Source organism: Actinophytocola sp. (assembly GCF_009379765.1).
In the GTDB taxonomy this organism is placed as follows: Bacteria; Actinomycetota; Actinomycetes; order Mycobacteriales; family Pseudonocardiaceae; genus Actinophytocola.
On the sequence record NZ_WHTD01000042.1, the window covers coordinates 11,084 to 25,985 of the forward strand.

8 protein-coding genes are annotated in these 14,902 nt (G+C 75.4%); 3 read left to right on the forward strand and 5 right to left on the reverse strand.

Annotated features, from left to right (window positions below; genetic code table 11):
* Positions 1–2: 2 nt before the first annotated feature.
* The 5 genes from GEV28_RS15205 to GEV28_RS15225 are packed head-to-tail and all read right to left on the reverse strand — an operon-like array spanning position 3 to position 9,879.
* Positions 3–2,192, reverse strand: a complete 2,190-nt coding sequence (locus GEV28_RS15205; RefSeq protein ID WP_291412713.1) for an acyl-CoA dehydrogenase family protein — start codon at positions 2,190–2,192, stop codon at positions 3–5.
* Complete coding sequence (locus GEV28_RS15210; RefSeq protein WP_291412714.1) at positions 2,189–5,746, reverse strand: condensation domain-containing protein; 3,558 nt, start codon at positions 5,744–5,746, stop codon at positions 2,189–2,191. The genes GEV28_RS15205 and GEV28_RS15210 overlap by 4 nt, the downstream gene beginning before the upstream one ends.
* The gene (locus GEV28_RS15215) at positions 5,743–5,964 is read right to left on the reverse strand and encodes an MbtH family NRPS accessory protein (protein WP_291412715.1); all 222 of its coding nucleotides are present in this window, start codon (positions 5,962–5,964) and stop codon (positions 5,743–5,745) included. Before GEV28_RS15215 ends, GEV28_RS15210 begins: the two co-directional genes overlap by 4 nt.
* 1 nt (position 5,965) lies before the next feature.
* Positions 5,966–9,568 carry an amino acid adenylation domain-containing protein gene (locus GEV28_RS15220; RefSeq protein WP_291412716.1) on the reverse strand — a complete coding sequence of 1,201 codons (3,603 nt, stop codon included), beginning with the start codon at positions 9,566–9,568 and terminating at the stop codon, positions 5,966–5,968.
* Positions 9,565–9,879: a hypothetical protein gene (locus GEV28_RS15225; protein ID WP_291412717.1), complete on the reverse strand. Its 315-nt coding sequence runs from the start codon at positions 9,877–9,879 to the stop codon at positions 9,565–9,567. Before GEV28_RS15225 ends, GEV28_RS15220 begins: the two co-directional genes overlap by 4 nt.
* A gap of 673 nt (positions 9,880–10,552) precedes the next feature.
* Here GEV28_RS15225 and GEV28_RS15230 point away from each other — a divergent pair.
* From GEV28_RS15230 to GEV28_RS15240, 3 genes are read left to right on the forward strand one after another with little or no spacing between them, the layout of a single operon-like run.
* The gene (locus GEV28_RS15230; protein ID WP_291412718.1) at positions 10,553–11,539 is read left to right on the forward strand and encodes a hypothetical protein; all 987 of its coding nucleotides are present in this window, start codon (positions 10,553–10,555) and stop codon (positions 11,537–11,539) included.
* A complete protein-coding gene (locus GEV28_RS15235) occupies positions 11,539–12,960 on the forward strand; it encodes a DUF6002 family protein (protein WP_291412719.1) in 1,422 nt (473 codons plus the stop codon). Before GEV28_RS15230 ends, GEV28_RS15235 begins: the two co-directional genes overlap by 1 nt.
* Positions 12,961–12,993: 33 nt before the next feature.
* Positions 12,994–14,898, forward strand: a complete 1,905-nt coding sequence (locus GEV28_RS15240; protein WP_291412720.1) for a non-ribosomal peptide synthetase — start codon at positions 12,994–12,996, stop codon at positions 14,896–14,898.
* Positions 14,899–14,902 lie beyond the last annotated feature (4 nt).

A 14,902-nucleotide genomic window follows, 5' to 3' on the forward strand; every position in this document is an offset into this window, starting at 1 on the left:
GGTCAGTCCACCCCCGCCTCGGCGCGCAGCGCGGCGGGGGCGGCGTCGGCCGCGACCGCCCGCGGCGCGACCAGGTAGTGCCGGCGCACGGGCGATCCGTCGGTCATGCCGAACGCGCCGTGCAGGTGGACGGCCTCCCGGCTGACGTCCAGCGCCAGCGTGCCCGCCTCGGCGAGTGCCCCGGCGGCGAGCCACGGGGCGGGAGCGCCACCGTCGATGCCACCGTGGATGCCGCCGTGGATGCCGTCGTCGAACCGCCCGGCGATCTCGGTGACCAGGGCGGTGAGCGCGGCCAGCCGCACGGACAGCCGGGCGAGGCGGAACGCGATCTCCTGGTTGGCGATCAGCGGCCGACCGAACTGCTCGCGGGTGCGGGCCCGGTGGCAGGCGTGCTCGAGGCAGCCGGCGGCGAGACCGAGCAGCCAGGCGGCCCGGCGCACCCGTCCGGCGGCTAGCACCTCGGCGGCCGCGGTGCCGTCCACCAGCACCGGTCCGGCCGGCGCCGGGCCGTGGACGGTCCACACCGGACCGGTGGACGTGCGGTGCCGCCGGATCGCCACGTCGGTGGCGGAGACGAGCGCCAGGGCGGGGCCGTCCAGCACCGCGACCACGGCGTCCGCCGTGTGCGGGTCGGCAACCGGGCGGTCGGGCAGCCGGAGGTCCGCCAACGCCGCCCGCCACCGGCCGTCCGGCGCGGGCAGCTCGCGGCCGGCCCGGGCCAGGGCGTCGATCGCGGTGAGGGTGTCCAGCAGCCCGTCGTCGTGCAGGCCCCGGCCCAGCTCGGCGCAGCAGATCACCGCCGCGCGCAGGCCCAGGTCCAGCCCGCCCCGGGCGGCCGGGACCGTCAGCCCGAACACCCCGATCCGGGCGAGCTCCGGCCAGCACGCGCCGGCCGGGTCGCGCTCGTCGTAGGCGGACGAGACGGCCCGGCACGCCGCGCGCAGCTCGCCGGCCAGCGGCTCATCGGTGTCGGGCAGTGGCAGCCCGGCGGAGGCCACCAGCTCCAGCATCATCTCCGAGGTGCCGGCAGACAGGGTGAGGCCGGGTGCCTCGCGGTAGGCGGCCTCCAGCAGCCCGCCGTCGGGCGCGGCGCCCGCACCGTTGTCAGCACCGTCCGCGTCACCGTTGTCACCGCCGGACCGCCACAGGCCGGCCGGCCCGACCGTCTCGGCGCACCACCAGGCGACCGAGCGGGCGGTCTCCGAGCACCACAGCTTGGTCGCCGCGGCGCCGACCGCGTCGACCCGGCCGGTGTCGAGCTGGTCGACGCAGCGCACGGCGAGCGCGCGGGCGGCCGCCGTGTGCGTGCGCAGCCGGCCGTACTCGCTCGCCGCCCGCTCGTCGCCGGGCGCGGGGGGCACGACCCCCAGCCACCGCTCGGCCTTCGCGACGTAGTCGACGCCGGTGCGCTCCAGCGCCAGCGCCTCGGTGATCAGCGGCCAGGCTCCGCCCACCGGGCCGATCACCGCGCTCGCCGGTACCTCGACGCCGTCGAGCCGCACGTCGGCGAAGTCCTCATCGGCCAGCGAGTCCAGCCGACCGGTGCCGACGCCGGCACGGTTCAGCGGCACGAGGAACAGCGTGATGCCCCGGTACGGGGTCGGCTCGACGCTGGTCCGGGCCGCGACCAGACCGACATCGGCCAGCGCGGTCCCCACGCTGTACACCTTGCGACCGGTGATCCGCCAGCCGCCGTTCCCGGTCGGCGCCGCCGTGGTCTCCAGGGCGGACAGGTCGGAGCCGACGCCGGGCTCGGAGTAGAGAACCGTCGCGGTCCGCCGGCCCGACGCCAGCCCCGGCAGCACCGCGGCCCGTTGCTCGTCGGACCCCGCGGTCAGCAGGAAGTTGCCGCAGATCTGCACCGACAGGGTGTGCAGCACCTCGGGCACGCCGCCCGCGATCAGCTCGCCGACCACCGCGGCGGCGCACCGGGCGGGCAGCTCGCGCCCGCCGTAAGCCCTCGGCCAAGACACCGCGAGCAGCCGGTGCTCGCCCAGCAGCCGGTACAGCGGGCGCGGATCGAGCTCGGTGCCCCCGCGGCGCGCCTCGGCCAGTGCGGCGAGGGCGCGGCTGGCCGGCGGGCCGGCCAGCAGCGCGCGGACCTCCCTGGCGACGAGTTCCGCCGTGCGGTCCACCGCCAGGTCCGGCCGGAGATCCGGGTCGGCCACCCAACTCGTCACGGCGCTGGTCACGGCGCGGCCTCCGCGTCAACCGCCGAGTCGACCGCCGAGTCGACCGCTGCGTCGACCGCCGAGCCCACGCCGTCGAGGCTTGCGAGCAGGCCGGCCATCGCGGCGTCGTCCAGGCCCGCGTCCGGGAAGTCGGCCGCCGAGTACGCCGGCTCGGCCGCGACGCAGTGCTCGACGAGCCGGACCAGCTGGTCGCGAACTCGCTCGGCCAGCCCGTCCCCGCCCTCGCCGGTGACGATCAGCCGGGCGCCGGCCAGGGTCACCAGCAGCCGCGTTCCGGCATCGCCCACCGCGGTCACCGGGATGTCGGCCGGCGGGAGCAGCACCCGCACGCCGGGCACGGCCGGGTCGTCCTCCTCCGGTGTGCGCAGGGCGGCCTTGACCGCGCGGATCAGGTCGACCTCGCCGGCCACCGTGCCGACCCGCGCCAGGCCGGGCACGGCATGGCCGCCGGTCGCGGCCGGCTCCTCGCGCCGGGTGTCGGCGACCGCGACGGCCGGCTCACCGGTCGCGGCGAGGGTCGCGGCCACGACGAGGTCGGTGGTCGTGGTGGCGTACGCCTCGTGGGCCGGACCGTCCAGCGCGGCCACCGTCTCCGGCGGCACGAGCAGGCCCGGCACGCCGTCTGCGGCGGACGCAGCCGGGGCGGCCGGCCCGGCCGGGCGCAGCTGGCGCACGATCCGGCCGAGGGACCAGTCGTCCACCTGGGACGGATCGGCGGTGAGCCGGCGGCCGGCGACGGTGACGCCGGGGATCGCGGGTGCCTCGGCCACCGGGGCCGGGAGGCGGAGGACCGTCGGGCCGGTGATCCCCAAGGGCGCCGGCCGGCGGACCGGATCCCGCACGTCCAGCGCGCGGGCGAGCGCGCGGACGGTGCGCAGGTCGAGGATCTGCCGCACGGTCAGCGTCAGCCCGTGCCGGCGGGCCTCGGCGACGGCGTGGATAGCCAGGATCGAGTCGCCGCCGATGTCGAAGAAGTCGTCGGTGACGCCGAACTCCCGCTTCGGCAGCAGCCACCGCCAGCCGTCCAGCAGCGCCTCCTCGACCGGCGTCTCCGGCTCCCGCGGACCCTCCCGTTCCGGCGGACCCGCGGGTTCGGGCACCGGGGTCACGTCCTGCCGGTCCGTGCGCCCGCAGAACTCCAGGCGACCGTCCGGCAGGCGGCGCACCAGGTCGCCGGTCCGGAACCGGCGCGCGCCGGGCGAACCCGGGTCGGGCACGAAGGCGGCAGCCGTCGCGCCGGGAGCGCCGGGACAGCCGCGCGCCACCTGGGGGCCGCCGACGTACAACTCGCCGCGGCAGCCCGGCGGCACCGGCTGCCCCCACCGGTCCAGGACGTCCGCGCGGACCCCGGGCAGCGGCGTGGCCAGGTCGAGCGGGCCCGCCGCGACGGTGCCGGTCTCGGCAGGCCCGTACAGCACGACCACGTCCCAGCCCGCACCGTCCAACCGCGCCCGCAGTGCGGGGTCGGCGGGCTCACCGAGGACGACGGCTCGGCGGGGCCGCACCGCCGCCGGATCGCCCCCGGCCAACAACGCCGTCAGGTGTGCCGGGGTGGTGTGCAGGAAGTCGGCCGGCGGCGCGTCGTCGGCCACGTGCAGGGCGCCGCCGCCCGCCAGTGCGCAGAGCAGCGCGGTCGGCGACGACCCCGTGGGCAGGTGACTCGAACCGGCCGGCAGCACGGTGAGCAGACCGCCCACGGCCGACACCGCGTTGCGATGGGTGACCAGGACGCCGGCCGGTCCCGAGCCGAACATCACGTACGCACCGTTGTCCGGCCGCACCGGCACGGAGAGCGGGCCGGGGTCCGGCGCGGCGGCGATGGCAACCGGCACCGCCTCGACCGAGCCGGGCAGCGCGACCCTGGCGTCCGGCAGGGTCAGCGCCAGGCCGGCTCCACACCGGCCGGCGAGGGCGGCCAGCTGTGCCGCCGGCGTCGCCGGGTCGACCGGGACGCACACGCCGCCCGCCTTGAGCACGCCGAGGAAGGCCACCGCCAGCTCGGCCGACCGGGGCAGCGCCACCAGCACCGGCTCCTCCGGGTGGGCGCCCCGGGCCCGCAGGGCGTGCGCGACCCGATTCGCCGCGGCGGCCAGGTCGGCGAAATCCAGGGACCCGCCCGCCCACACGACCGCGGGCGCGTGCGGGGTACCGGCGACCTGCTGCTCGATCAGCTCGTGCAGCAGGAGGCCGTCCGGGGTGGCCACCGGCCCGGCGTCCTCGTCGGGCCACAGCCCCTGGAATGTCCACATCGGACGATCCGGCTCGGCGAGCGCGGCCCGCAGCAGCCGCGGGAACATCTCGCACACCAGCTCGGCCGCGGCGTCGTCGACCACGTCGGGGCGGTACCGCACGGTGCCGGCGTAGGGCGCCGGGTCGGGTACCAGGTCCAGCAGCAAGTCGTGGGTGACCGTCCCGGTGTCGATCTGCGAGGAGCCCGTCGTCCTCGGCATCCCACCCGCGGAGGGCCGCGGCCGCACCGGCGGCTGCAGGTTGATCGCCGCCTGGGCCAGCGGGGTCATGCCGGCCACCCGTTCCGGCGCCACCGCCGCGACGATCTGGTCGAAGGTGGCCGAGCCGTGGTCGTGGGCCTCGCCGACCACCCGCCGCGCCGCCCGCACCAGCTCCCGGAACGTCGGCCCGCCGGACAGGTCGAGCCGCAGCACGACCTGGTCGACGAACATGCCGATGACATCTCCCAGCACCGGCAGCGGCCGCCCGAGGACCGTGCTCGCTACGGCGACGTCCTCGCCGCCGAACACCCTGCCGAGGGTGGCCGCGTACGCCGCCAGCAGACCCATGAAGGCGGTGGCCCGTTCGGCCCGGACGAACTCGTCCAGCGCGGACACGACACCGGCCTCGATCGCGAAGCTCAGCCGGCGGCCCCGCTGGGTCAGCCGCCCCGGCCGGGGCTTGCCGTATGCGAGGTCCAATGTGGACAGCTCGGCGAGCTGCCCGCGCCAGTAGTCCAGGTCCTGCCGCACGGCCGGGCCGGCGGCCCGGTCCTCCTGCCAAGCGGTGAAATCGGCGTACTGCACCGGCAGCTCCGGCCAGTCCGGCGCGCGACCGGCGAGCCGCCGCTCGTAGGCGGTGGTCAGGTCGCGGATGAGGATCCCCGCGGAGGTGGCGTCCGCGATGGCGTGGTGCAGCACCACGACCAGCGCGTCCGTGGCCGGGCCGAGTCGGGCGTGCACCATCCGCAGCAGCGGTGCCCGGCCGAGGTCGAACACCCGCGTGCCGACCCGCGCGCACAGGTCGCGGTAGGCCGCCTCCGGGTCGGCCGCGCCGCTCAGCTCGCAGAACTCCACCGGCGGCTGGTCCGGCGGGGCCTGCACGACCTGCCACAAGGTGTTGTCCCGCACCTCGAACCGGGTGCGCAGTGACTCGTGCCTGCCCACCAGGTCGGCCACCGCCGCACGCAGTGCCGCCGGGTCGAGCAGGCCGGCGTGGCGGCGCTCGAGGCTGATGTTGTGCACCGGCTCGCCGGGCACCAACTGCTCGACGAACCACATCTGCTGCTGGGCGTGCGACGCCCGGTAGCTCAGGACCTCGTTCACCGCGATCCGGCCCCCGCCGAGCCGGCCGACTCCATGGCGATCCGCAGGCTCTTCGGGCGCATGTCGGTCCACACCTGGTCGACGTGGGCGAGGCAGTCGTCCCGGCCGCCGGTGAACCCGGCCGGCCGCCAGCCCGCGGGCGGCTCCTGCTCGGCCGGCCAGACCGAGTACTGGTCCTCGTCGTTCACGACGACCTGGAAGGCCTGCTCGCCAGCCATGTCAGCTCCCTCCACTGGTTACGGGCGAGTCCGCTGCTCCCCCATCGATGTCCCCGTCGAGGCCGTCGCGGTCGGTGGTCCCGTCGACGAACGCGGCCAGCGTGCGCACCGTCGGGTAGAGGAACAGGTCCACCACCCTCGGGTCTCCGGGCAGCAGCTTCGCCAGGGACACCAGGTCCAGCGACGTGCCACCGAGGTCGAAGAAGTTCTGGGTGACGCCGACCGAGTCCCGGCGCAGCACCGCGCACCAGGCGGCGGCGACGGCCCGCTCGGTGGCCGCGGCCGGCGGCACCTCCTTTTCCCGACCACCGTCCCCTCGCCGCGTCCCCGGGATGTCCGCGGCCGGCTCGACGTGGGCCGCCGGCTCCCGAACGAGCCCGGACCGCAGCACGTCGAGATGGGGGACCTCGAGCGCGCCGATCGGGCGGTGCGGCCCGGCCACCGCGGCGTCGACCAGGTGCACCAACGCGGCCAGCAGCGTCTCGATCCGTTGCGCCGTGTAGAGGTCCGTGTTGTAGACCAGCTCGAAACGCATCCTCCCGGCGCGCTCGACCAGGTAGGTGGTCAGGTCGAACGGCGAGCCGGGCACCCCGGGCGGCAGCTGCTCGACCCGGATGCCCGGCAGCTCCAGCGGGGCCTGGGCGAAGTTGTAGACGTTGAACACAACCTGGACCAGCGCCCCCCGGGACGGGTCGCGGGGCAGGGCGAGCGCGTCCACGACCCGCTCCAGCGGCGCGTCCGGATGGGCGAGCGCGTCGAACAGCTCGTCCCGGCAGCCGGTGACCAGTTCGGCGAACGTGCACTCGCCGGCGCCGCCGAGGCGCAGCGGGACGATGTCGACGAAGAAGCCGATCAGGTCGGCGAACGCGGTGTGCCGGCGGTCCGCGACCGGCGAGCCGACCACCACGTCGTTCTGGCCGGACACCCGGCGGAGCAGCTCCGCGAACGCCGCGAGCACCACGGTGGACGGCGTCGCACCCAGCTCGACGGCGAGCGACCGGATCCCCGCGTCGGTAGCCGGGCGCAGGTCGGTGGCGGCGAACGCGCCGGCGTAGCTCTGCTCGGCCGGGCGCGGGTGGTCGCGCGGCAGGTCGAGCACGGTCGGCGCGCCGGCCAGGTGCTCCGTCCACCACGCCAGGTCCTCCTTGCCGCGCCGGCCGGCCCGCTTCTCGCGCCAGACGACGTAGTCGGCGAACGCCGCGGGCAGCGGCGGCCGGGTCCTCCCCGCGTAGGCGGCGCCGAGCTCCTGGTAGAGGATCCGCTCGGACCAGCCGTCGAAGACGGCGTGGTGCGCGGTGATCGCCAGGACGTGCTCGTCCTCGCCGAGCCGCAGCAACCGGGCTCGCAGCAGCCCGCCCTCGGCAAGATCGAACCTGATGGCCGCCTCGGCGTGCAGCCGATCCCGCACCGCGTGCTCGCGGTCCGAAGTGGACAGCGCGGTCAGGTCCTCGACCGGCAGCGGCACCGCGGTGCTCTCCTTGTCGAGGACCGCGTACGGGTGGCCACCGTCGTCCGGCACCCGCCAGCGCAGCACGTCGTGCCTGGCCACCACCTCGATCAGCGCCCGGCGCAGCGCGTCGGGGTCCAGCGGGCCGCGCAGGCGTTGCGCCAGCGCGATGTTGTACGCGGCGGCGTCCGGCGCGAGCTGGTCGAGAAACCACAGCCGGCGCTGGGCGGCGGACAGCGAGGGCGGGTTGCCGGTCGGCAGGTCCGTGTCGTCCACATCGGACAACTCGGCGGCGGCCGCGACCCGCTTCGCGAGCCCGCCGAGGGTGCGCGCGGCGAACACGTCCTCGACGGCGACGTCGCGGCGCAGCTCCGAGCGCAGCGCGGCGACCAGCCGCATGGCCGCGAGGGAGTGCCCGCCGGCGGCGAAGAAGTCGTCCTCGGCCGAGCCGGCCGGCGCGCCGACCACGCCGGACCAGACCGCAACGAGCTCGCGCGGCACCCCCGGCACGTCGGCGACCTCGGCGAGCGCTTCGTCGGTGAGGCCGGAAACCAGCGCGGCCACGTCCACCTTGTCCGACGTGGTCAGCGGCAGCTCGGCCAGCCTGCGGAACCGGGTGGGCACCATCACCGCCGGCAGCCGGGCGGCGAGGTGGGCACGCAGCTCCTCGTCGTCCGGAGCGCCGGCCGGGGTGACGAACGCCGCGAGGCTCACCCCGGCCCGGCCGAGCGCGGCATCGGACACCGCGTCGGACACGGCGTCGGACACCGCGGCCACCACCGCGTGCGCCACCCCGGGGTGGGTGCGCAACGCGGCCTCCACCTCGGCCAGCTCCACCCGCTGGCCCCGGACCTTGACCTGACGGTCGGTCCGGCCGTGGAAGCGCAGCTGGCCGTCGGCACCCCAGCTGACCAGGTCGCCGGTGCGGTAGAGCCGCTCGCCGGGCTCGTCGCCGAAGGGGTCGGGGACGAACAGCTCCGCGGTCAGGCCGGGCGCGTCGAGGTAGCCGCGGCTCACCCCGGGACCGCCGACCAGCAGCTCCCCCGGCACCTCCGGCGGCACCAGGCGCAGCCGCTCGTCCACGACGTACAGGCGGTGGTTGAGCATCGGGCGGCCGATCGGGATCGGCCGGTGCCACTCGCCGGACGCGACGAACCCGGCCACCGCGACCGTCGTCTCGGTCGGGCCGTAGCCGTTCATCAGCCGCCGGCCGTCCGCGGTCCAGCGGGCCACCTGCTCCGGGCCGGGCGCCTCGGCCCCGGTGACGACCGAGCGCACCAGTGGCAGGTCGGCCGGGTCGAGCAGGGGCAGCAGTGCCGGGGCCACCTCGGCCCAGGTGACGTCGTGGGAGACCATGAAGCGGCGCAACCGGTCCGGGTCCGCCCGGTCGGACTCGGCCGCGAGCTGCACCGACGCGCCGACCATCAGCGCCACCAGCAACTCCAGCACCGAGACGTCGAAGGCGATCGAGGTGATCGCCAGGGCCCGGCAGCCGCGCTCGATCCGGCCGCGCTCGCGGATGCCGGTCATGAAGGCGGCCACGTTGGCGTGGGTGACCACGACGCCCTTGGGCAGCCCGGTCGAACCGGATGTGTAGATCACGTAGGCCGCGTTCGCCGGCATCGCCGGGCAGGGAAACGCGGCCGGGGCCGGCCCGGCGCCCGGTAGGTCCACAAGGGACAGTCCGGTGCCGGCGAACACGGCCCGGCCTGCGTCGTCGGCGACCACGCGGGCCACCCCGGCGGCCCGCGCGGTCTCGGTCAGCCGCAGCGCCGGCAGATCGGGGTCGAGCGGAACGTAGGCGCCGCCGGAGAGCAGCACGCCGACCAGCGCCACGAGCAGCCCGGGGTGCCGCCCGACGCAGACGCCGACCCGCGTCTCGGGGCCGACGCCGAGCTCGCGCAGCGTCCCTGCCAAGCGCCACGCCGTCGCCACCAACTCGGCATAGGTCAGCTCGGTGTCCCACTGCCGCACCGCGACCGCATCCGGCCGGACGGCCGCGTGCGCCGCGATCAGCTCACCCACGGTGCCGGCGGGGCAGCCGGGACGGGCGGCGACCATCCAGTCCGCGGGTACCGCGCGCACCCCGGAGGCGCTCGCCCGCCACCGGCTGCGGGGCGGCTCGGCTAAGTCGCCCACCGACTCCTCACCCGTCATCGTGCGGCCTCCACCGGTTCCACCTGGCGCGGCGGCTCGGAGATGTGCCGACGGCCATCGGGGTCGGCCAGCCAGGCCTGGTTCGGCGGCATCTCGCTTACCGCCGTCGCGGTGCCGTCGCCGCCCGCCCGCCGCGCGGAGCGCGGCAGGATGCACAGGATCGGCCCGAGGCGAGCGGCCCGGCCGCGGCCGACGAGGTGGTGGTCCACGGCGAATCCGGCCGCGCGCGGCAACGCGTCCCGCCAGACCTGCCACGACGTTCCGGGGAGCCCGGTCGCGTGCTCCGGCGGATCCGCTAATGACAGCGTCATCATCCCCTTGGAGTGCTCGCCGAACGCGCACGAAAACCGGCCCGCGCACCGCGGCGACACCGACAAGTTATCGCCCGTTAATTTCCAAGCACGTCGGACTCTAACCGGTTCCAACGCCGGGAGACAAGCGATGCGCTTCGCTGACCAGGCCGGCCCGCCCGGCTCCCGATCGGCAGCGCGCGCCTGATGATCGCGGACGCGCCAATTGTTTGTCCGGTGCGAGTTACCGCGCGGCACCGATCGACTTTCACGCAGGTGATCGTGGCAGCGGGGCGTCATCGGCAAGCCCGGCGAGCAGAGACAGCCGGGATGTCCACAAAGACCGTTCCGTCGGAAAAGGCCCGATATCTCCGGAACAATTCGGCCACTGACCGTCCGGCGGAGGGAGATTCTCTTCGGAGTAAGTAACTCACCCAATCGCTGTAGCGTTACTTCCAATCAACGGATTAAGCGTGTAACAATCCCCCCACCCCGCGCAGGGTGAACGACACCACCGAGTCGCCCCGTGCGCGCCAGCCGTGGTGGAGGGTGCCGAGATGTCGATGCGGTGCTGCGAGATCGAGAGCACCCGCTTATGAGCGGAGCGTCCCTCGTCGTCCTCGGTACCGGGTCACTGGCACACGCGACGTGCGACGCTCTCGCCACAGTCTCACCCGAACCAGTCGACGTCGCCGTGGTCGGCCGCAGCCGCGGCAAGGCCGACGCCGTCTGCTACCTGGCCGGCACCCGGGCGGCCCTCGGCGGCACCGGCGTGACGTTCCAGCCGGTCGTCGCCGACTTCGGCGCGCGGCTCGCGGACGTCCTCGCCGGCGCGCGCCCCACGGGTGTCTTCGTCTGCGCCTCCCATCAGTCGCCGTGGGAGCGGGTCACCGCACCGTCCGCGTGGACCGACCTGCTCGCGCGCGCCGGGTTCGGCCTGGCCTTGCCGTTGCACGCGGACATCGCGGCCCGGGCCGAACGGCTGATCGCGACGCACGCCCCCGGCGCGTGGCTGGTGAACGCGTGCTTCCCGGACGCCGTCAACCCCGTGCTCGCCGGGCTGGAGATCCCCGTGCTGTGCGGCGTCGGCAACGTGGGCACCCTCGCCGCCTCGCTGCAGGCCGCACTCGGCCTGCCCGACCAGACCAGGCTGCAGCTGCTCGCCCACCACGCCCATCTGCACCCGCCCCACGACGCGGCGGACGAGGCATGTGCCTGGCTCGACGGCACCCCGCTGCCCGACATCACGGCGCTGCTCGCGACGCAGCGCGCCACCGACCGCGCCCTGCTCAACCGGCTCACCGGCCTCACCGCCGCCCTCGTCCTCTCCGCCATGCTCACCGGCGACACCGCCGACACCCACGTGCCCGGACCGAACGGCCTGCCCGGCGGCTATCCGGTCCGAGTCGCCGCCGGCCGGGTGTCCCTGCGGTTGCCGGCCGACATCGGCGAAGCCGAGGCCGTCGGGTTCAACCAGCGGGCCGCCAAGCGTGACGGCGTGCGGGTCGAGGACGGCAAGGTCCACCTCGAGCCCGCCGTCGTGTCCGCTCTGCCACCGGCGGCACCCGGGCTCGAGAGCTTCGACGCGGCCGAGCTGACCGGTGTGTGCCGGGAGCTGCTGGCGCTGCGCGCCGAGCTACGCAAGCAACCGCACAACCCAGCGCAGACGAAGGGACTCTGATGATCTCAGACCCGGGAGGCACGGTCGGCGGCACCGCGACGATCGAGGCGACCGCGACCGCGTCCGGCAACCTGCTGATCGACTACCTGGAGCTGATGCCCCGTTCGGTCGGCGCGTGCGTGGCGGACCCCACCCCCGTGACCGGCGACCCGGCCGCGTTCTCGCCGGGGTTCGCGCTGCCCGAGCCGACCGAGGAGGTGCGCGAGTTCTACTCCGCCGCGACAGCCGGCTGGCGCCCACTCGGCGAGTACGCCGGCCACCGGCTCTCCCTGCTGGACCTCACCGGAAACCCCGGCACGCACACGACGAAGACGTTCCCCTCGCTGCTCATCGTGGCCCGGGCGGTGGAGTACATCCGGCGTACCGGGGAGCCGGTGACGATCTTCTCGCCGACGTCGGCGAACAAGGGCACCGCGCTGCGCGACGCCGTCCTGCGGGCGATCGACGCGAACCTCGTCACGCCGGAGCAGCTGCGGGTGGTGATCCTCGCGCCGTGGTCCTGCCGGGACAAGCTGCGCGCCAGCCGCCTGTCGGCCGACGCCCGCCTGCGCGAGCTCAACCCGCTGCTGCTCTACACCGGCGGAGAGCCGGAGGCCGTCAAGCGGATCGGCCGCGAGTTCGCCGACCGGCACGCCGCCCAGCTCAAGCGCCGCCACGGGACCAACCTCTGGTTCTCCCTCGAGCTGACCAACTACCTCGTCGCGGACACCGCGCGGGCCTACTTCGAGCAGGACGCGGACCCCACCGACGCGACCGGCCGGCCGCGCCTGCACGCGCACGCCGTGTCCAGCGCGTTCGGCCTGCTCGGGTACCACCGCGGACGGGCCGTACTGGAGCACGGCGGGCAGGCGAGCGTCGCGAGCCGGCCGGCGAGTCTGCTGGTGCAGCACATGGCCACCTCGGACATGGTGCTCTCGCTGCGGCGGGGCAGCTTCGAGCGGGACAACCTGCCAAGCTACCGGCGCGACCCGGCGACCGGGCTCTACCACCAGGACGCCGAGGAGGCCGACCCGCGCTTCCCCGCGACGATCCACGACCCGGACGAGGTGCTGGACCCGACCTTCTACACGCGCCGGCCGGTCACCTCGGCGGCGATGAACGCCATCATCGGCCGGTTCGGCGGCGACGGGATCGTGGTGTCGCTGCACGAGTGCCTCGAGCGGTACCCGGCCATCCGGGCCCGGCTGGCCGGCCACGGACGCGGGCTGCCGGCGGACTTCCGGACGCTGCGGGAGTGGTCGCTGGTGATGGCGATGACCGGCGTGTTCAACGCGATCGACCGCGGGCTCGTCGAGCCGGGCGCGGACATCGTGGTGCACGGCTCCGGCTGGTACGCCACGCCCGACTACCAGACGCCGGACCTGAGCACGACCCCCACCGTCGAGTCCGTGGCGGACGTCGCGGCGGCGGTGCTCGGCTGACGACGATCGCTGAAGGATGAACACACGCCCGTCATGACCACGACCCAGCAGAGCTCCCCCAGCAGCCCCGCCCTCAGCGAGACGATCACCGCGGGCTTCGCCGCACAGGTCGCCAACGCCCCCGACAACCCCGCGGTGCTCGCCGACGACGGCGTGGCGACCTACCGCGAGCTCGCCGCGAACGCCACCGCCGTGGCCGCGCTACTGCGGGACACCGGAAGCACCGGGCCGGTTGCCCTGCTGTGCCGGCACGGCGTCACCATGATCAGCACGATGCTCGGTGCGCTGCAGGCCGGCCGGCCCTACGTGCCGCTCGACCCGACGTTCCCGGCACGCAGGCTGGCCTTCCAGCTCACCGACTCGGGCGCCACGTCGCTGCTGACCGACGCGGACAACGGGCCGCTCGCCCGGTCCGTCGCGACCGATGCCGGGCCGGCACCGGTCGACGCCGACCCCGTGCTGGCCGATGCGTCCACTGTGGACCTCGCCGGGATGGCGACCGCGGCCGACCCGGACGCGACCGCTTACCTGCTCTACACCTCCGGCTCCACCGGGACGCCGAAGGGGGTGCGGCAGAGCCACCGCAACGTCGTGTTCGGCGCCCGCAACCACATCCGCACCTTCGGGATCACGCCCGCCGACCGGACCGGCGTGCTCACCTCGTTCGGCTTCGACATGGCGGTGACCGACACGTTCTCCGCGCTGCTGTCCGGCGCGGCCGCGGCGCCGATCGACATCCGCGGCCGCGGGCTCGCCCACCTCGCCGGGGCGCTCGACGAGCGTGGGGTGACCGTCTACCACTCGACGCCGACGGTCTACCGCTACCTGGTGGCGAGCCTCGGTGAGCGGGCCCTTCCGCGCGTGCGGGTCGTGCTGCTCGGCGGCGAGGAGGTGACCGCCCGCGACGTGCGGCTCTGCCGGCGCCACATGGGCGCGGCCTGCGTGTTCGTCAACGGCTACGGCGCCACCGAGGTCAGCTTCATCGCCCAGCACCACCTGCCGCCCGGCGCGCCGGTGGCCGACGGCGTCGTGCCGATCGGCCGCCCGCTGGAGGGCATCGAGGTGGTGCTGCTCGACCGGGACGGCCGGGAAAGCGCGACCGAGGGCGAGATCCTGGCCCGCAGCAAGCACGTCGCGCTCGGCTACCACGGCCGCGCCGAGCCGTCCGCGGCCCGCTTCGGCACCCTGCGGGGTGAGCGCACCTACCGCACCGGCGACCTCGCGCGCCGTGCCCCAGACGGCACGCTGACGTTCCTCGGCCGCGCCGACCGGCAGGTGAAGATCCGCGGCTTCCGGGTGGAGCTGGGTGAGATCGAGACCTGCCTGGCGGACCTGCCGGGCGTCGCACAGGCGGCGGTGGTGGCGCGGCGCGCGGGCACCGGCCGGGGCGAGACCGAGCTGGTGGGCTACGTCGTACCCCGGCACGGCGCCACGGACGAAGGCGCCGACGAGGCCACGATCCGGGCCGCGCTCGGTGAGCTGCTGCCCGACTACATGGTGCCGCGCGCGGTCGTGGCGCTCGCGGAGCTGCCGCTGACCGTCACCGGGAAGCTCGACGAGCGCGCCCTGCCCGCGCCTCCCGCACAGCCGCCAGCACAGCCGCCGCCGTCGCCCGCCGGTGCCGGCGACGAGCTCGACGGCGTCGCGGCGGTGATCGCACGCACGTGGTGCACGGTGCTGGACCTGCCGAGCGTCGGCCGGGCCGACAACTTCTTCGACCTCGGCGGGCACTCCTTGCTGATGGCGCTCGTGCACGAGGATCTGGAAGGCACGCTCGGCCGGCGCATCCCGATGTCGGACCTGTTCGCGCACCCGACGGTCGGCGGGCTGGCCGCGTACCTGTCCGGCGCCGACCTCCCCGCCGAGGACGCGGTCGACGCGGCGGTCGAGCGGTCCGCGCGCCGGCGGCAGGCGCGCGCCCGGCGGGCGGGACGGTGACCGC

Bases quoted from the DNA above. Each gene is read 5' to 3' on its own strand.
- GEV28_RS15235 (WP_291412719.1), top strand. From the start codon at position 11,539: ATGATCTCAGACCCGGGAGGCACGGTCGGCGGCACCGCGACGATCGAG.
- GEV28_RS15215 (WP_291412715.1), bottom strand. From the start codon at position 5,964: ATGGCTGGCGAGCAGGCCTTCCAGGTCGTCGTGAACGACGAGGACCAG.
- GEV28_RS15220 (WP_291412716.1), bottom strand. From the start codon at position 9,568: ATGACGGGTGAGGAGTCGGTGGGCGACTTAGCCGAGCCGCCCCGCAGC.
- GEV28_RS15240 (WP_291412720.1), top strand. From the start codon at position 12,994: ATGACCACGACCCAGCAGAGCTCCCCCAGCAGCCCCGCCCTCAGCGAG.
- GEV28_RS15225 (WP_291412717.1), bottom strand. From the start codon at position 9,879: ATGACGCTGTCATTAGCGGATCCGCCGGAGCACGCGACCGGGCTCCCC.